The sequence below is a fragment of the Kribbella sp. NPDC048915 genome (assembly GCF_040649595.1).
Lineage (GTDB): Bacteria > Actinomycetota > Actinomycetes > Propionibacteriales > Kribbellaceae > Kribbella.
The window spans coordinates 1-17,033 of the sequence record NZ_JBEZFT010000122.1; the positions used below are offsets into that span (position 1 = coordinate 1).

A 17,033-nucleotide genomic window follows, 5' to 3' on the forward strand; every position below is an offset into this window, starting at 1 on the left:
CCACACCGACCGGCGCACCCACCCCACCACCATCCACATCACGATCAACCCATTGCCCACCACACCAGACGGCTAACCGAACGGCGTTGGGGTTAACCGTTCGTGTTGGGGGTTCTCTGCTGGTACACGAGCAGACAGCCCCCAACACGAACGGATACCCGGCTCTTGTGACCGATCCGTGGGTGGGGCTGGATGACCGAGTCGCCGCCCACGCTGTGCCGCGCTGGACCGCGCCCGACCGCGCCCGACCTCGCCCGACCTCGCCCGACCGCGCCCGACCACGCCCGACCACGCCCGACCACGCCCGACCACGCCCGACCGCGCCCGACCGCGCCCGACCGCGCCGGACCACGCCGGACCACGCCGGACCGCGCTGGACTGCGCTGGACTGCGCTGGACGCCGCGCGCGTTCCCACACGATGGGTTCACCCATCGTGTTGTGGGTTCCTGACCCGTGTGAAGGGTACGGAACCCACAACACCATGGGTGAACCCACCTTGCGGCGGAAACCCCGAAGCCCCTACGCCCACACCGCACCCCACGCCACCACGCCATCACGCCACGACGCCACCACGCCACCACGCCACACGACCCAGCCGACGCGCCACATGACCCCGGCCGGCGGGCGGCGTGGCCCGGCTGGTCGCGCGCGGTGGGTTCACCCACCGTCTTGTGGGTTCCTGACCGGTCTGAAGGGTGCGGAACCCACAACACCGTGGGTGAACCCACCGTGCGGTGATCCGGGGTTGCCCAGGGCAACTTCAGGGTCGCGCCTGGGGAGATCCTGACCAGTCGGCAGGTACCGTCGAACGGTATGGGGACAGTAGCGCCGGAGCGGGTGGGGCAGGGCGGGGTAGTACAACCGAAGGTCTTCTGGAGAGTGGTCAGGGAAGCGGTTCTGCTGGCCACTCTCTTCCTCGTCTACAGTGCCGGCCGGCAGTTGGCCGCGCGGCACTCCGGCTCCGCGTTCGACCACGCTCACGAGGTGCTGTCGTTCCAGAACTGGCTGCACCTGCCGAACGAGGCGGCGGTGCAGCAGTGGGCGCTGCAGTTCCCGCACGCGATCCAGGGCGCCAATTTGTACTACGCCGGCGTCCATGCGCCGTTGACGGCCGCCGTACTGCTGTGGCTCAGCATCTTGCGGCCGCAGGCGTACGCACATGTCCGGTGGACGATGGTGTCGCTGACCGGACTCGCACTGATCGGTCACATCGCGTTCCCGCTGGCGCCGCCGCGGATGATGCCGGGCTTCGTCGACACCGGGCTGCTGTTCGGGCAGTCGGTGTACGGTCCGGACCACACCGGCGGTGCGGCGAACCAGTTCGCGGCGATGCCGAGCCTGCACGTCGGCTGGGCCGCGCTGATCGCGCTGTCGATGGTCCTGATCACCAGGTCGCGCTGGCGCTGGCTCTGGCTCCTGCACCCGATCGTCACGTTCGCCGTGGTCGTGGCGACCGCCAACCACTACTGGCTGGACGGTCTGGTCGCGCTGGTGCTGCTGGCCGCCTGCCTGCCGTTCCTGCTGCGACCCGGCCTGCACGCCGACCGGCCGCGGGCACGTAATTCGGTTCCACCGCGCAGGGTGCTCAAGTAACGTAGCTGGGCTCCCCACAGCACCCCCTGGAGGTTTCAGCATGCCCGCAGACACGTCCGACACACTCCAGGCCGAGCGGGACTATCTGAAGACGTCCCGGGCGGCACTGGCGGCGATGCGGGAGAAGACCGGAGCACTGGAGATCCACAGTGCGGACAGGGTGAACCAGCAGTTCCTGCTGGCCGCGATCTATCGACGGATGAAGGAACTGGAGGACGACCCGGAGGTCCCGCTGTTCTTCGGGCGGCTGGACTATGTCGAGCCGACCGACGAGACGTTCCACATCGGTCGCCGGCACGTGAACGACGCCCTGGGCGAGCCGTTGGTAGTCGACTGGCGAGCCGACATCTCGGTGCCGTTCTACCGGGCCGGCAAGGCCGAGCCGATGGGTGTGGGCCTCCGCCGGCGGTTCGGGTTCACGCACGGCGAGATGACCGCGTTCGAGGACGAGGACCTCACAGCGGGCGGTCAGGCCGAGCAGCACAGCGACATCCTGGACGCCGAGATCGAGCGGCCCCGGTCCGGACCGATGCGCGACATCGTGGCCACCATCCAGCCGGAGCAGGACGTCATTGTCCGCGCGGGCGTCGAGGACACCATCTGCGTCCAGGGAGCGCCCGGTACCGGTAAGACCGCGGTTGGTCTGCACAGGGCGGCGTACCTGCTCTATGCGTACCGCGACCAGCTCAGCCGCGCCGGTGTGCTCGTGGTGGGTCCGAACGCGAGCTTCCTGCGCTACATCGGTGACGTCCTGCCCGCACTGGGTGAGATCGAGGCGAAGCAAACCACCGTGGAGGACCTCGTTTCCCACGTCAAGATCGCCGGGCCGGGTCCCGCAGCGGTCGACGTCCTCAAGGGCGACGCGCGGATGGCCCAGGTGCTGCACCGGGCCGTGTGGTCGCACGTGAAGCTGCCCGAGGAGCCACTGGTCGTACCGCGCGGGGCGCATCGCTGGCGCGTGGCGGCGTACCAGGCCGAGGAGCTGGTCAGCGAGCTGCGCAGTCGCGGTGTCCGGTACGGCGCCGGACGCGCGATGCTGCCGCAGCGGCTGGCGCACGCCGTGCTGCTGCGGATGGAGGCGGCCGGCGACTCCCCCGACGACCGCGTGCAGGACTCGGTGGCGCGCAGTCGCCCGGTGAAGCAGTACGCCGACGCGCTGTGGCCGGCCGTCGACCCGGCGAAGCTTCTCTTCCGGCTGTTCACCGACCCGGAGCTCCTCGCGCAGCACGCCGACGGCATCCTCACTCCGGACGAGCAGGCGCTGCTGATCTGGGACAAGGTGCCGCGCTCGGCCGGCGCGGCCAAGTGGTCGGTCGCCGACGCCACACTGATCGATGAGATCGCCGACCTGGTCGACCGGACACCGTCGCTGGGCCACGTGGTGCTGGACGAGGCGCAGGATCTGTCCGCCATGCAGCTGCGTGCTGTCGGCCGACGCTGCTCCACCGGCTCGATGACTGTGCTCGGTGACATCGCGCAGGGCACCACACCGTGGGCGACACCGTCGTGGGACGAGGCGCTGCAGCACCTGGGCAAGACCGAGGCCCACATCGAGGAGCTGACCGCCGGCTTCCGGGTCCCCGGTCAGGTGATCGAGTACGCGGCCCGCCTCCTTCCGACCATCGCCCCGCATCTCAAACCGCCGACCGCGGTACGGCGGGCGCGTGGTGAACTGACCATCACCCGCGTCCCGGACAGCCTTGCCGCTGCCGTGCAGACTGTCCGCGAGGTGTCCGAGCGGCTCGGCTCGATCGGGCTGATCGTCCCGGACGCACTGGTCCCCGCGGCCCGGGATGCGCTGCAGGGCATCCCGTTCTCGGTGCTCGGCGACGAGGACGACGTCGACGCGCACCTGGACGTCGTACCGGCATCGCTCGCGAAGGGCCTCGAGTTCGACCACGTCGTGCTGGTGGAGCCGGCCGGCATCGTCGCCGGTGAGGCGGACGAGCGGACCGGACTCCGCCGCCTGTACGTCTGCCTGACGCGTGCCGTCACCTCACTGGCCGTGGTGCACAGTGAGGACCTGCCCGCGGTACTAGAAACCGCGTGAGCCGCCGGACCGGCGCGACGACCGCCGGGACGAGCCGCCACCGCTGGAGCGGGTCCGCGACGACCACGAGCTGCGCCGGCTCGAGCCGCTGTACCAGCCACTGTCACCGTCGTCGGAGCCGCTCGACGACGACGCCGCCCAGCTGCCCAGCGTGCTGCCGACGTTCGACCGCATCCGGCTGAACCGCGCACCCGGCCGGCGGGACCGCCAGCGCGACCGCATCTGTTCACCGCGCCGCCGGAAGTCCGAGTCCGGGTACCACCACTGCGTGCCGTCCCCGCGCGACCAGTACCCGTTGACGTACGCCGACAGGTCCTCGGCGTACTCCCAGTACGGGCGCTCGAGCTGGAAGCCCTTCACCATCCGGATCGCCGGCTCCGCGCCGGCCTCGTCACGCTGCTTACAGGCCGCGCACACGTCCACCTCACGCTCGGCACCGCGTTCCGGCTTCCACCGCACCTGCGCCGTACTCGGGCCGTGCCGCGGGTCGAAGAAACACGGCGCCGTCGGCTCGGGAATCGGCTGCCCGGCCCGGACCGCCTCCAGGCAGACCAGGCCGTAGCGCGCCGACCCGAGCAGCGTGGAGACCGCTTCGATGTCCTTGTCGCCCTTGGCCGCATCGAGTCGCTGCCGTGCCTTCTCGACCGTGTCCAGGATGTCCTTCGACAGTTTCGACTTCTGCGGATCCGTTGTCGTCGGCAGCGCGGAGACCTGCTGTGACAGCGCGATGATCTCCTCGTCGAGCAGCGGCTGCGCGACCTTGAGATGCGCCGCCTCGTCCTGGCGGCGGGCCCGGCGGGCACCGAGTCCGGTGACGGTGGTCCAGAGCGCGATGATGCCGGCCGCACCACCGGCGAAGGGTGCCGCATCGACGTAGAACGGCTTGTCGACGACCTGCGCGCGCTGGATGAACCGCTCGATCATTTCTTCGTAGTCCGGCGCGCAGCAGTCGACGGCCTGGTCGACCGCGTCGCCCACGAAGTACGTCGGTCCGTGGTCGGCCCGCTGCACCGCGTGGAACCCGCGTCCCTTGGACTGCGACGATGCGTCGACGAGGACGGCGTACACGCCTTCCACCCCGACCCGGTCGTACAGCTGGTCGGCGATCTCCTCGCCCTCCCAGGCCGGCCGCACCGAGTACTCGCTTTTCGACACGTTGATCTTGGCCGCCGGGATCACCGCGATCCGGATCGGAGCCGCCGCGCTCTTCGCGAGCGCGTCCAGTTCGGCCACGTCGCTCGGGTCCAGCTCGGTCACGTCCGGGTCCGCCCAGACGCCGGGGTCGCCGAGATGCGACGCCACGGTGTTCATGTAGACGCCGGGGCTGGCGGCCGCGGGCAGCGTCGGCAGGGCCCAGAGGGTCACCACCGCGAGTGCGGCGAGCAGGCGTTTCATCGTGGTCCTCCCGAGAGCCGGTCACGGCAGGCGTCGCAGACCGGGACTTCCCGCGGCTGCCCACCAGGCGGCGTGTACATCCAGTCCGTCACGGAGGTCCCGTGTGCGGAGTCGAAGAAGCACTCGGCCCGCCGGGCCGGTGCGGGCGTACCGGCGACGGCGGCCTGTGCGCAGGCCAGCCGCCAGCGCCCGTACTCGACGGTGGCGCGTACCTCTCGCAGCGTGGCGTCGTTCGGCTCCCCGTCGACGACCCGGCCGGCCGCGGCGTACGCGTCCATCGATGCCTGGACGTCCGCTGCGATCTCCATGCCGTCCAGACGCACGTCCGCGGCATCCAGTTCCTCACCGAACCGGGTGACGTCCTCCCGCGCGGCGGCCCGCCGCTCCTCGAGTGTGTCCACCTCATCCGGCAGCACCTCGAACGACGGGCGGTACAGCGCCGGTCCGCTGTCCTCCCTACGGCGGGCCTTCCACCACCACAGGCCGAGCCCGGCAAGGACCAGTACCGCCAGCGCGATCAGCACCGGCCACAACCAACCTGATGTGCCTTTCGGTGCTTCCTGCACACCCAGCTCGTCCAGGACGCCGTTGAGCATTCCGGCGGGGTCGGAGCGGCTGTGCTTGGCCAACTCTTTGGTCAGGATGTCGGCGATCGGTACGTCCACGCCGACCGCGCTCCCCCAGGTGATCGCCCCACCGAAGACGACCAGGTAGATGCCGTCCTGCTGGTGGGCGTCCACCACCGCGTCGACGTACTTGTGCGCCGCCGTGCTGTTGTCGGTGCTGGCTGCGTTGCCGTCGTTGAGTACGGCGGCGGGCACGACCGCGATGTGGATCGCCGGGTCGTGCCCGCGGATGCGGTCGGCCAGTGCAGCCGCGTCCTCGTCCGGTACGAGCGACCGCTGCGTCGGGTCGACGTACACAGGTGACGTCTGCCACCCGTCCGCCACGGTGCCCGGGTCGGTCGACCGGGTCAGCGCGGAGGCGAGGATCAGCACACCGGCAAGCAGACGCATGGGCAACAGGGTGCCCTACGGCAGGTTCTCCCCTAGCTAGTGACTCAGTCGGCCGCTGCGCTCAGGTAGAGGTTCTCGTCCCGCTCCAGTTCCTCGACCCGCTGCAGTGTCGGGTCCCGCCACAGCACGTAGACCAGGCCGAGCACGATCAGCGACAGTGCGGCGCCCAGCACCGGCAGGTACTCGACTCCGAGGGTCTGGATGACCAGTCCGCCGACCACTGCCGACAGGCCCGCACCGAAGTAGATCGCGGACGCGTTGAGCGAGATGAGGAGTCCACCGCCCAGCTCGAGCAGCAGGTTCTGGACGGGCGGGTTGAAGGCCCAGGTCAGCATGCCCCAGACGACGAGCGCGATGGCAGCGCCGACCGGTGTGCTGAGCGTCAGGTCCAGCGTGGCCATCACCGCCGTGACGGCGACCATCAGGACGACCAACGTGCGCAGGCTGCCGAACCGGTCGGTGATCCGCCCGCCCGCGAAGTTGCCGATCACCGCGCCCACGCCGTACAGCAGCAGGAGGACGCCGGTCGCGTTGCCGGTCAGGCCGGCGGTGTGCTTGAGCAGCGGGACGATGTAGATGTACACGCTGAACGCGGCGAGCACGGCGAGGATGGTAATCGCGAGGACGACCTGCACGCGCCGGTCGGTCACCCCGGCGAACCGCTCGCGCAGACTGACCACAGGAGGTGCGTCGACCTTCGGCAGCACGCCCCGCTCGGCGATGGCGACCAGGACGGCCACCGCGGTGATCAGACCGAACACGCCCTTGTAGCCGAGTGTCGGACCGAGGAAGGTCCCCGCGGGCACACCGAGAACCAGCGCGAACGTCAGACCGCCGAAGACCACAGCGACTGCCCTGCCACGCTCCTCCGGAGGCAACAGGCTGGTGGCGAACAGTGTGGCCGCGGGTGTGTACAGCGCCGCCCCGAACGCGGCGACAACGCGCCCGCCGATCAGAACGGAGTAGTTCGTGGCCACCGCGGCGATCAGGTTGCCGACCGCGGCCAGGACCAGCGCGGCGATCAGGAGGGTACGACGCTCCCAGCGGCCGGTCAGCGTGGACAGGATCGGGGCGCCGACCGCGTAGGCCAGCGAGAACGCGGTGGCGAGCTGCCCCGCGGCGGTGAGTGAGACGTGCAGCTCCGAGCTGACGTCCGGCAGCACACCGGACACCACGTACGCGCTGGTACCGACCGCGAACGCGCCCGCGCCGAGCAGGTAGATCCGTGCGGACATCAAAGGCCTTTCAGGGTGGCGGTTAGTTCGACGGCCATCGTACTACGAAGATCATCGAAGTTCGACAAACGTCGTACTATGGACCCATGACCAGCAAGCAGGTCCCGCAGCCGGAGCGGGACGAGATCCGCGTCGAGGCGGTTCTCCAGGCGCTCGGCGAGCCGGTCCGGCTGACCATCGTGCGTGCGCTCGCCGACGCGCCGGCCGGGATCAGCTGCGGCGAGCTCGAGCTGCCGGTGACCGCGTCGACCCGGGCGCACCACCTCAAGATCCTGCGCGAGGCCGGCGTGGTGTCGACCCACGTCGAGGGCACGCGGCGGATCAGCACACTGCGCCGCGACGACCTCGAGGCGCTCTACCCGGGCCTGCTCACCGGCGTCCTGTCAGCCAAGCAGTAGCCAACCGCAAAGCCGCGGTGGGGTGATCGACGGACGGTCGTAGCACGACGGCTGGCAGACTGAAGCGGTGGTGGAGCTCCGGGCGCGGTGGGACGATCTGGTGCCCGCGTCTGCCCCGTTGGCCGACGAACTCGTCACGCGGTACGTCGACCGCACCCGCCGCGCGTACCGCGACCAGTACCTCACGATCGTCCTGACCGCGCTGGACTCACTCATCCAGCTCTCCACGGACCCGACCAGCGTGCGCCTGGCCGCCTGGTTCCACCGCGCGGTCCACGAGCCCGGCGGCACACCGGCCGAGGACGCCGAGGCATCAGCGCGTCTCGCGGAGCGGCTCCTCCCGCAGTACGGCGTACCGCCAGTGCGGATCGCGGAGGTCGCCCGGCTGGTCCGGCTGACCGGCGACCTCGCCGCACCACCTCCCGACTCTTACGCACCACCCCGCCGCGACGCGAATGGCGACGTACTGCTGGACGCCGTCAACGCCGTGCTCGCAGCGGACCCGAGCCGGTACGCCGTCCACACAGCCGAGGTACGGCGCGACGCCGGCGACCGGCGGGCCGCACTGGAGCACAGGTACGACGAGGTCCGCGAACTGCTCGACGGGCACCTGTACCGCACCCAACTGGCCAGGCAGCGTCTCAGCCCGGTTGCCCGGGTCAACCTGGAGGCAGAGCTGGCCGAACTGGACAGCGAACTCCCCGCTCCATGGCGAGGCTGGCAACAGGCCGCGCTCACCGCAACGGCCCTGTTCACCGGGATCGCCGCGGCCATGGTGGCCATTGCCGCGGCGGGTGCGTCCTGGCGTACACCAGCCGAACCGGACGAGACCGGTTGGCCGACTGTCGCACTGGCAGTCTTCTCCTTCTTCAGTGCACCCCTGCTCTTCCGGTGCGCCCGCAGCGCCAGTCAGCGCGCCCGCCTGGTCGCAGGCACCGTACTGGCGACCGCTGTCACCGGACTGCTCATCGCCTGGGCGCAAGCGCCGCGAACCAACCCTGGCGTCGGCGTAGGCCTCCGAGTCCCGCTCCTGATCTCCGCGCTGGTCCTGCTGACGCTGGCCGGGTCGGCCGCGCTCGTCGCGTCGCTTCTCCGCACCCGGACCGCTCGCTTCCTCCCGGCACGCAACCTGGGGCAGCAACTCGCGTGGCTCGCCGTACCCGCGACTGTTGCACTTGTCCTGCTGCTCATCGTGCAGCCGCTGTCCCGCAGCTACGTGCTCCGGTCGAACGAGCGGGTGGAGGGTGCACCGGGCGAAGCAGGCAACGCCGTACCGTCCGTCCTCGACGGGGGCGTCGCCTGGGTCAGCAACTCTGTCTCCGGCTCCGGGGCGGACGAGGCGATCGGCACCCGGTACGGCGTCGCGATCCCCCGGCCGAGCGGCGTGGTCGAGATGCTCGACGCGGCCACCGGCGCGCTGCGCTGGCGCTACAGCCGGACCGACTCCGACGAGAAGCCGGTGATCGCGGCCACGGGCAACGGTGAGTACGTGCTGGCCCAGTTCGCCGACGTCGGCTACCTGCTGCTCGACGCGAACACCGGACGCCGGAAGGACGCGTGGCCCGGCCGCACCCGGGACAACTACATCCTGCAGGCCCAGCCGCTGCTGACCGCCGAGCGCGACGGCAAGGTGCACGGGGTCGATCCGAGCGGTCACGAACGCTGGACGTACGACTCCGGCGACTGCACCGACACCGGCGCCATCGCCACCGCCGAGACCGTCCTCACCTTCGTCAGCCACACCTGCGACGACCGGCCGGACGAGCTGACCGCGCTGGACGTCGGCTCGGGCAAGCAGCTCTGGACGAGGACCTCGACCGACACCTACCGTCGACCGGTCGTGGTGGCCGGCCTGGTCGTCGTGGCCGAGCCGGGCGGCGACGGCGACGTCCCTGCCGCACTGACCGCGATCGAGCCGCGCACCGGCGACGTCCGGTGGAGCTGGCAGGTGCCGAAGACCTGGGCCTGCCGCACCCTGCTGAACGCCGCCGGGAAGTACCTGATCGTCGTCGACTGCCCCGGCCCCAGCAGCGCGGAGAACCGGCGGACGGTGGTGACTGCCATCGACGCCAACACCGGACTGACCGCCTGGCAGACCCACGCGCCGGTGAGCCCGCGGATGAAGGTCACCGTCACCGCCGACGGCCGGGTCGTCTCGCTGAGCCGCGGCTCCAGCACCTGCGTCGCGAACGTGATCGGCCGCACCGGATTCCGGCAGGTCCGGCTGCCCGCCGGCATCAACTGCGCGCGGGATCCGCGCGCGGTCGGCAACCTCGTACTGACCTCGGGCCGCGACACGGTGATCGCTCTGCGCTAGTAACTCCCCGTAGCGGCGACTTCGGGCCGGCTCCCTGGTCACGCCGGAGTGTGACGTGCGCCGCAGTCCCGGCGTCCGCACTTCGTTGCGGAGCGCACCTGTCGAACCGCTCAGGTGACAAGCCGATATCGCTTTGGCCACGGACCGATCCGGCGGCCCCGGATCGGTCGGCCAGGACTCCCGACCGATGCCAGACTGCTTTGCCATGGACCTGCGCGACCAGTGGAATCGCCTGCTGCCGCACGCGCAGCCGTTGGGCGATGACCTGCTGGCTCGTTACGCAGAGCAACACCGCCACTATCACACACAGCAGCACCTGACCGAGGTTCTGCAGACCGTCGACGAGCTGGCCGAGTACGCCGCCGACCCGGACACGGTGCGGCTGGCGGCCTGGTTCCACGACGCGATCTACGACCCGCAGGCCGACCCCGGTGAGAACGAGGAGGTCTCGGCGCAGCTGGCCGAGCTCGAGCTGGCGGCGTACGGCGTCGAGGCCGAGCGCGTCGAGGAGGTCGGCCGGCTGGTCCGCCTGACCGCCAGCCACGACTGCGCTCCCGACGACCGAAACGGCGCCGTCCTCTGCGACGCGGACCTGCGGATCCTGAGCCTGAACGCCGAGCGGTACGACGAGTACGCCGCCGGCATCCGGCAGGAGTACGCGCACATCGCCGACCGCGACTTCGCCCGCGGCCGGATGGCGTTCTTGCAGGGCCTGAGCGGGACCCGGTTGTACGCCACCCAGCGCGGCCAGAACGAATGGGAAGCTCCGGCCAGAGCGAATCTGGCCCGGGAGGTCGAGTCCCTGGGCCCTAAGGCCGCCCGGCCGATCGGCGGGCTGGTCCCGATCGTGTACTTCGGCGCTGCGCTCGGCGCCGTCGTCGCGTCCTCGGTCCTGCTCGGCCGCGGCCTCGGCGCGGCGGCCAAGTGGCCGGCCGAGCCGGCCGACGTCCGTGGCTTCCCGGTGTGGGCGCCGATCGCCGGTACGGCGGTCGCGGCCGCACTGTCGTGCGCGTGGTTCCGGCGCTCGCAGCAGCGGCTCGTGACCATCCCGGCGATCGTCTTCGCAGCAGTCGGGCTGATCGCCGTCGGCATCTGCTGGTGGCGCTGGCCGGTCGCCCAGCCCGGTGCGGCGATGTCGGAGCGCTGGCCGTACCTGCTGATCGCTTCGGTCGCACTGGTCCTCGCCGGTGCCCTCCTGGCGCTGGCACGCCGGCTGCGCCTCGCACCGCCGTACGCGCAGGCGCCACCGCGCTGGCTGGGGTTCGGTGCGACGGCTGTCTGCGCGTCCCTGCTGGCGTGGATCGTGGTCTCGGCCGGTGAGCCGTTCGTTCAGGCGCGGCTGGAGACCGCCAACACCGTCAGTACGACGACCACCGCGCAGCCGACCCAACTGCCGGTCCAGCTCGACGGAACGCTGGCGTGGACCCGTGAGGTCCCCGCGACCGGTGCGATCGTCGGTACGGCGGGTGGCGTGGCTGAACTGCGGCCGGACGGCGTGGTCATGTCGGACGCCGCCACCGGTCAGATCAGGTGGCGCTACTCCCGCGCTGACGTCCAGGACGCGGCATCGAGCGGCGCGAAGGGCCTGGTCGTGTCCGGCGACGGCCGCACCGTCGTGGCGCACCTCCCGCGTGCGGCGCATCGCGAACCCGCGGGCATCAAGCTGCCGACGTACGCCGTACTCAACGCGGTGAGCGGACAGGTGCTGACCGAGGTCGACACCGACGGGACCGCGCTGGCCGTGGACTCCGACCGGTTGCTGGTCGCCGAGGACAACTTCGTCGTGGCGCACGGCGTCAGCAGTCCGACGCACTGGCGATCGGAGGTGCGGTGCGCCGTGACCGAGGGGGCACTGGTCGGCGACCAGGCCGTCGTGGTGGACGCCTGTGCGGGCGGTCGGGCTGTCGTCCGCGGCCTGGACGCCAAGACCGGCGCCCAGCGCTGGGAGGTCGACCTCGGCGCCCGGATCGAGCTGAGCTCGGAGCTGGACCCGTCGACGTGGGTGGGCGACCTGGTCGCCGTACCGGACACCCGAGAGATCTCCGGACTGATCTGGACCGGTGCGGCCGGCGGCACGCTGTACCAGTGGTCCGTCGACGTCACCGAGGGCAGGCTGATCTGGACCACGCCGGTCCCCGGCACGCCCCGCCCGCGACTCGGCTCCTCGTCCTGCGACGCCCAACTGGCCGCCACGCACGCGGCGCTGGTGCTGGTCACCTGCAGGTCCGCGAGCGACCCCGGACAGCCGCAGACGTACGACGTCTCGTCGTCGAGCCCTGCCGACGGGACGCCGCAGTGGCATCACTTGCTGCAGGTGCCACCGCGACTGCAGCAGCCGGAGTACCCGCGCAACGGGTTCGCACTGCTGCCGGACGGACGCGTGGTGACCCTGATGCCGCAGCAGAACGGCAGCTGCTCCCCCGTGATGATCGGCACCACCGGCGTGCAGCCGCGCCCGATCCTGGCGAGCCCGAACGCCCAGCCGGTGGCGAAGTCCGAGCAGGTCACCTGCGACAAGCCGGCCGTCACCGTGGCCGCCGCGCGCCCCGTCTTCTCCGACGGCACCCGCCTGTTCGCGCTGAACTGACGCCGCTGCCCCCGGGCCGGCAGGGCGGGAATTACGTTGCCCGAGGCAGCGTTCGTGTCTAGCGTGATCCGCATGTTCCGCGTGGTTTTCGAGTTCGACCTGTCAGGCAAGGGCCTGACGGGCGCTCCCACGTGGGCTCCGTCAGTCGATTGCACCGGCACTCGAAGCCGACCCTCTTCCTGCTGAGCAGGACCCGCGGAAGAGGGTGGCTGGTAACCGGCCCCCTCCGTGCGGTGACAGCGCTGTGAGGGCTTGCCGGAGGGTCCTGGTCAACCTTCCGATCGCCTGACATGCAAAGGATTTCTGATGGCCAAGAGCCAGTTCGTGCGGACCAAGCCGCACCTCAACATCGGGACGATGGGTCACGTCGACCACGGCAAGACCACGCTGACCGCCGCGATCACCAAGGTGCTCGCGGAGCGCGACCCGAGTGTGAACCGCTTCGTCGCCTTCGACGGCATCGACCGTGCCCCGGAGGAGCTGCAGCGCGGGATCACGATCAACATCTCGCACGTCGAGTACGAGACCGCGACCCGGCACTACGCGCACGTGGACATGCCGGGCCACGCCGACTACGTGAAGAACATGATCACCGGCGCCGCGCAGGTGGACGCCGCGATCCTGGTCGTGTCCGCGCAGGACGGCGCCATGCCGCAGACGCGGGAGCACGTGCTGCTCGCGCGCCGGGTGGGCGTGCCGTACCTCGTGGTCGCGCTGAACAAGGCCGACACCGTCGACGACCCGGAGCTGCTCGACCTGGTCGAGCTGGAGGTCCGTGAACTCCTGTCGGAGTACGGCTTCCCCGGCGACGACGTACCGGTCGTGCGCGTGTCCGGACTGAAGGCGCTCGAGGGCGACCCGCGGTGGACCGCCGCGATCGGCGAGCTGCTGGACGCGGTCGACAGCTACGTGCCGGTGCCGGACCGTGAGCTCGGCGAGCCGTTCCTGATGCCGATCGAGAACGTGCTCACGATCAGCGGCCGCGGCACAGTGGTCACCGGTGCCGTCGAGCGCGGTTCGCTGAAGCTCGGCGACGCGGTCGAGGTGGTCGGCCTCGGCCCGACGATCACCAGTACGGCGATCGGTCTGGAGACGTTCGGCAAGTCGCTGGAGTCCGCGGACGCGGGCGACAACGCGGCGGTGCTGCTGCGTGGCGTCAAGCGCGACGAGGTCCGTCGCGGCCAGGTGGTGGCGTTGCCGGGCAGTGTGCGGCCGCACCGGAAGTTCCGGGCGAACCTGCACGCGCTGTCGACCGCCGAGGGCGGTCGGCACACGCCGTTCGCCGCGGACTACCGGCCGCAGTTCTACTTCCGGACCACGGACGTGTCCGGCGGGATCGACCTGGGTGAGATCGCCCTGGTGATGCCCGGCGACACGATCGAGCTCGGGGTGGAGCTGGAGAAGCCGGTCGCGATGGACGTCGGCCTCGGCTTCGCGGTCCGCGAGGGCGGTCACACCGTCGCCGCGGGCACCGTGACCGAGCTGCTCGACTAGCTACTCATCCGGTAGTACGGAACGGCCCTCACTTCGGTGCGGGCCGTTTCCGTTGTCTGAGCCCGGACGCGATCAGCCGCTCCACCAGCTCCCGGCTGGACACCGGTACGGCGCCGGCCGCGACGAGGTCGTCGTACCGGTCGCTCGGCACGTCGTAGTGGTCCCGGTCGAAGCCGCGCGCCGGGATCCCGGCCGCCTGCGCGAACGCATGCAGCTCGGCCAGCGACTCGTCGCTGACCAGGTGGGACCACACCCGGTCCCAGGCGGGCCAGGCGGGCGGGTCGATGAGGATCATCCGCGGGCGTCCTGCGCGTCGAGCAGGTTGCGCCAGGAGCGGACGAACCGCGAGTTCACGTACGCCTTCGTCCACGACCCGTCCTGGCGGACCGACGTACCGACGTGGAACCGCCGGACGCCGGCCTGGTACAGCCACGGCACATGCTCCGGTTGCAGGCCGCCGCCGGCCATCATCACGCCGGCCACCGCCTGGTCGTCCTTGGCCAGCCGGCACAGTTCGTCCAGCCCGTGCGACGCACCCAGCGACGATCCGGCGGTGAGCACGCAGTCCATCCCGGGCAGGGTACGCAGCGCACGCCAGGCCGGCTTCTGGTCCAGTACGGCGTCGATCGCGCGGTGGAAGGTCCACGGCGTGCCCTCGAACGTACTGACCAGCGCGGTCACCGACTCGACGTCGACCTGGTTGTCCGGCGTCAGGAACCCGAGCACGAACCCGTCCGCGCCCGCGGCCAGGAAGGACTGCGCCATCGCGGTCAGCCGGTTCAGGTCGCCGCCGGTGACGGTGAACGAGTTCTCCAGCCGCAGCATGACCCGCAACGGCAGATCGGTGACCCGCCGGATCGCGCTGACCGTCGACACCGACGGGCAGAGGCCGTCGGTGTCCATCGACGCGCACAGCTCCAGCCGGTCCGCTCCGCCCTCCTGCGCCGCCTCCGCGTCCGCGGGGTGTAACGCGATGATCTCCAGCAACGAACCCATGCGCCCCATCCTCTCGCACCCGGGCCGCGACCGCCGGGAACCGCTCACGAATAGCTCCCCGAAGTGGCAGGAAATGGTGTTGCACTGGCAGCGGGGCTTCTGTATCGTTTTTCTAGAACGTTCTAGTAGAACGATCCAGAGCGAGGTGGTGGAGATGGCCGGAGTGACCCTGAAGACCGTGGCGAAGGCCGTGGGCGTCTCGCCGTCCACCGTCTCGAACGCCTACAACAAGCCCGACCAGCTCTCCGCCACACTCCGTGAGCGGATCCTGGCCACCGCCCAGGAGCTCGGGTACGCCGGGCCGGACGCCTCGGCACGCGCGCTGCGCAGCGGCAAAGCCGGCGCCATCGGGGTGCTGTTCACCGACAAGCTCGCCTACGCGTTCTCGGACCCGTACGCGGTCGGCTTCCTGGCCGGACTGGCCGAGGTGGCCGAGGAGTTCGCCACCAGCCTGCTGCTGATGCCGCTCAGCTCGACCGACATCGCCGGCGGCAGCAACGCCGTCCAGCAGGCGGCGATCGACGGCGCGGCGATCTTCTGCGTGCCGAGCGGGCACCCGGCCCTCGAGATCCTCGCCAACCGCGGGATTCCGGCGGTGTCGACCGACCGTGGCGATCACCCGGACCTGTCCTGGGTCGCGATCGACGAGGTCGAGGCGGCAGCGCAACTGGGCGAGCACCTGGCCCGGCTGGGGCACCGGGACGTCGTCGTGCTGGTCGACAACGCTCAGGCCGCGGGCGGCCGGCCGGTGGAGCTGACGGTCGATCAGGTCGGGTACACCGACTGCGAGCTGCGGATCCAGGGCCTGCAGAAGGCGATGCCGAACGCCCGGCTGCGGATCGTCTCGGGCGGCCACAACGCGCTCGAGTCCGGCCTGCGCGGCGCGGAGTACGTGCTCGACTCGCAGGACCGGCCGACGGCCATCGTCGGCCTGAGCGACGTCCAGGCGCTCGGCGCCCTGGAAGCGATGAAAGTCCGGGGGCTGACCCCCGGTCGCGATCTGACCCTGGCGGGATTCGACGACATCCCCGCCGCGGCGGCCGCCGGTCTGACGACGGTCCGCCAGCCGATCAAGGACAAAGGGCGCGCCGTCGGCCGCATCCTGCTCGACCCCGCGACCACCGAACGCCAGTTGCTGATGCCCACGCAACTGATCGTCCGGTCGACCAGCGGACCCGCGCCCAAACACTGACGACACCACAGACCCGTCCCAGGAACCGCTCGGTTCCCGGGACGATCGATCACGCTCTCAGGAGGGAGCAGAATCATGCTGCACTTCATTGCCGGTAACACCGCGGTCGAGAACGCCGCGCCCTCAGCCACTCGGCCCTCCCGGACGCTCCCCAGCAGCCGTACGAGCCCGCCCGGAACCGGCCGGTGCGCGCGCGGCTGAGCGCCGTACTGCGTTCCGTCGCCGAACGCGAACTCCGCCTCGCCGACCGCATCGACCCCGCCCCGACCTGCCAGACGGTCACCGGCTGACACCCCACCGCCCAACGCGCCCGCACCCGTCAACTGTTTCGGGTCGGTCGGGTGGCTCCCACGCGGGGGATAACCACGCGTGGTGGGGGTTCTCCGCTCGTACACCAGCAGAGAACCCCCAACACGAGAGGTTGACCCACCATGTTGGCCCGCACGAGCGCCCACGACGGCCGCGGTCGTCCAGGAGACCCCGGGCAGCACACGTTCTCCCTCGACTCGCGCCGAGCGACCACGCCGGCAGCCCGGCCAACCCAGCCAACCCCGCCAACCCCGCCAAGCCAGCCAACCCAGCCAACCCAGCCAACCCAGCCAACCCAGTTCGCCGGGTTCGTACCAGCCCTGCACCGCCGGCAACTGCTGACCCGCGAAACTCTCCTAGAGCGTGTCTGACAAACATTGGGGCTGTTCGTTGAGAGCCTTGGTGTCGTGTCGAGGTTTCGGTTGTTGTCGGATGTGCAGTGGTCGTTGA

12 protein-coding genes are annotated in these 17,033 nt (G+C 70.6%); 7 read left to right on the forward strand and 5 right to left on the reverse strand.

The window, feature by feature from the left end; all coding sequences use genetic code 11:
* Positions 1 to 814: 814 nt before the first annotated feature.
* The gene (locus tag AB0B82_RS33965; protein WP_360178195.1) at positions 815 to 1,594 is read left to right on the forward strand and encodes a phosphatase PAP2 family protein; all 780 of its coding nucleotides are present in this window, start codon (positions 815 to 817) and stop codon (positions 1,592 to 1,594) included.
* A gap of 40 nt (positions 1,595 to 1,634) precedes the next feature.
* Positions 1,635 to 3,644 carry an AAA family ATPase gene (locus AB0B82_RS33970; RefSeq protein ID WP_360178198.1) on the forward strand — a complete coding sequence of 670 codons (2,010 nt, stop codon included), beginning with the start codon at positions 1,635 to 1,637 and terminating at the stop codon, positions 3,642 to 3,644.
* Here the strand turns inward: AB0B82_RS33970 and AB0B82_RS33975 are convergent.
* Genes AB0B82_RS33975 through AB0B82_RS33985 form a run of 3 tightly spaced genes read right to left on the reverse strand, consistent with a single transcriptional unit; the run spans position 3,630 to position 7,290 of the window.
* The gene (locus tag AB0B82_RS33975; RefSeq protein ID WP_360178201.1) at positions 3,630 to 5,039 is read right to left on the reverse strand and encodes a hypothetical protein; all 1,410 of its coding nucleotides are present in this window, start codon (positions 5,037 to 5,039) and stop codon (positions 3,630 to 3,632) included. The genes AB0B82_RS33970 and AB0B82_RS33975 overlap by 15 nt on opposite strands.
* Complete coding sequence (locus AB0B82_RS33980; protein WP_360178203.1) at positions 5,036 to 6,055, reverse strand: hypothetical protein; 1,020 nt, start codon at positions 6,053 to 6,055, stop codon at positions 5,036 to 5,038. The genes AB0B82_RS33975 and AB0B82_RS33980 overlap by 4 nt, the downstream gene beginning before the upstream one ends.
* 44 nt (positions 6,056 to 6,099) lie before the next feature.
* Positions 6,100 to 7,290, reverse strand: coding sequence for an MFS transporter (locus AB0B82_RS33985; protein WP_360178207.1), 1,191 nt, complete (start codon positions 7,288 to 7,290; stop codon positions 6,100 to 6,102).
* A gap of 86 nt (positions 7,291 to 7,376) precedes the next feature.
* Here AB0B82_RS33985 and AB0B82_RS33990 point away from each other — a divergent pair, with 86 nt between their 5' ends.
* From AB0B82_RS33990 to tuf, 4 genes are all read left to right on the forward strand, one after another.
* A complete protein-coding gene (locus AB0B82_RS33990) occupies positions 7,377 to 7,688 on the forward strand; it encodes a helix-turn-helix domain-containing protein (protein ID WP_360178210.1) in 312 nt (103 codons plus the stop codon).
* A gap of 67 nt (positions 7,689 to 7,755) precedes the next feature.
* Positions 7,756 to 10,005, forward strand: coding sequence for a PQQ-binding-like beta-propeller repeat protein (locus AB0B82_RS33995; RefSeq protein ID WP_360178213.1), 2,250 nt, complete (start codon positions 7,756 to 7,758; stop codon positions 10,003 to 10,005).
* A 205-nt stretch (positions 10,006 to 10,210) separates the two neighbouring features.
* Positions 10,211 to 12,592, forward strand: a complete 2,382-nt coding sequence (locus AB0B82_RS34000; protein ID WP_360178216.1) for a PQQ-binding-like beta-propeller repeat protein — start codon at positions 10,211 to 10,213, stop codon at positions 12,590 to 12,592.
* 306 nt (positions 12,593 to 12,898) lie between these two features.
* On the forward strand, positions 12,899 to 14,086 hold the full coding sequence (tuf, locus tag AB0B82_RS34005) for an elongation factor Tu (protein ID WP_360178219.1): 1,188 nt from the start codon (positions 12,899 to 12,901) through the stop codon (positions 14,084 to 14,086).
* 28 nt (positions 14,087 to 14,114) lie between these two features.
* On the opposite strand, the gene AB0B82_RS34010 is transcribed toward tuf, so the two are convergent.
* Together AB0B82_RS34010 and AB0B82_RS34015 are read right to left on the reverse strand one after the other, a co-directional pair.
* Positions 14,115 to 14,381 carry a DUF4031 domain-containing protein gene (locus AB0B82_RS34010; protein WP_360178222.1) on the reverse strand — a complete coding sequence of 89 codons (267 nt, stop codon included), beginning with the start codon at positions 14,379 to 14,381 and terminating at the stop codon, positions 14,115 to 14,117.
* Positions 14,378 to 15,082: a copper homeostasis protein CutC gene (locus AB0B82_RS34015; protein WP_360178225.1), complete on the reverse strand. Its 705-nt coding sequence runs from the start codon at positions 15,080 to 15,082 to the stop codon at positions 14,378 to 14,380. Before AB0B82_RS34015 ends, AB0B82_RS34010 begins: the two co-directional genes overlap by 4 nt.
* A 154-nt stretch (positions 15,083 to 15,236) precedes the next feature.
* Here AB0B82_RS34015 and AB0B82_RS34020 point away from each other — a divergent pair, with 154 nt between their 5' ends.
* Positions 15,237 to 16,274 (forward strand): LacI family DNA-binding transcriptional regulator, encoded by a 1,038-nt coding sequence (locus AB0B82_RS34020; RefSeq protein ID WP_360178228.1) that lies wholly within the window; start codon positions 15,237 to 15,239, stop codon positions 16,272 to 16,274.
* The last annotated feature ends 759 nt before the right edge of the window (positions 16,275 to 17,033 follow it).

What these genes read in the sequence shown, in the direction of transcription:
- AB0B82_RS33965 (WP_360178195.1), top strand. Translation starts at nt 815, where the DNA reads ATGGGGACAGTAGCGCCGGAGCGGGTGGGGCAGGGCGGGGTAGTACAA.
- AB0B82_RS33970 (WP_360178198.1), top strand. Translation starts at nt 1,635, where the DNA reads ATGCCCGCAGACACGTCCGACACACTCCAGGCCGAGCGGGACTATCTG.
- AB0B82_RS33975 (WP_360178201.1), bottom strand. Translation starts at nt 5,039, where the DNA reads ATGAAACGCCTGCTCGCCGCACTCGCGGTGGTGACCCTCTGGGCCCTG.
- AB0B82_RS33980 (WP_360178203.1), bottom strand. Translation starts at nt 6,055, where the DNA reads ATGCGTCTGCTTGCCGGTGTGCTGATCCTCGCCTCCGCGCTGACCCGG.
- AB0B82_RS33985 (WP_360178207.1), bottom strand. Translation starts at nt 7,290, where the DNA reads ATGTCCGCACGGATCTACCTGCTCGGCGCGGGCGCGTTCGCGGTCGGT.
- AB0B82_RS33990 (WP_360178210.1), top strand. Translation starts at nt 7,377, where the DNA reads ATGACCAGCAAGCAGGTCCCGCAGCCGGAGCGGGACGAGATCCGCGTC.
- AB0B82_RS34000 (WP_360178216.1), top strand. Translation starts at nt 10,211, where the DNA reads ATGGACCTGCGCGACCAGTGGAATCGCCTGCTGCCGCACGCGCAGCCG.
- tuf (WP_360178219.1), top strand. Translation starts at nt 12,899, where the DNA reads ATGGCCAAGAGCCAGTTCGTGCGGACCAAGCCGCACCTCAACATCGGG.
- AB0B82_RS34010 (WP_360178222.1), bottom strand. Translation starts at nt 14,381, where the DNA reads ATGATCCTCATCGACCCGCCCGCCTGGCCCGCCTGGGACCGGGTGTGG.
- AB0B82_RS34015 (WP_360178225.1), bottom strand. Translation starts at nt 15,082, where the DNA reads ATGGGTTCGTTGCTGGAGATCATCGCGTTACACCCCGCGGACGCGGAG.
- AB0B82_RS34020 (WP_360178228.1), top strand. Translation starts at nt 15,237, where the DNA reads ATGGCCGGAGTGACCCTGAAGACCGTGGCGAAGGCCGTGGGCGTCTCG.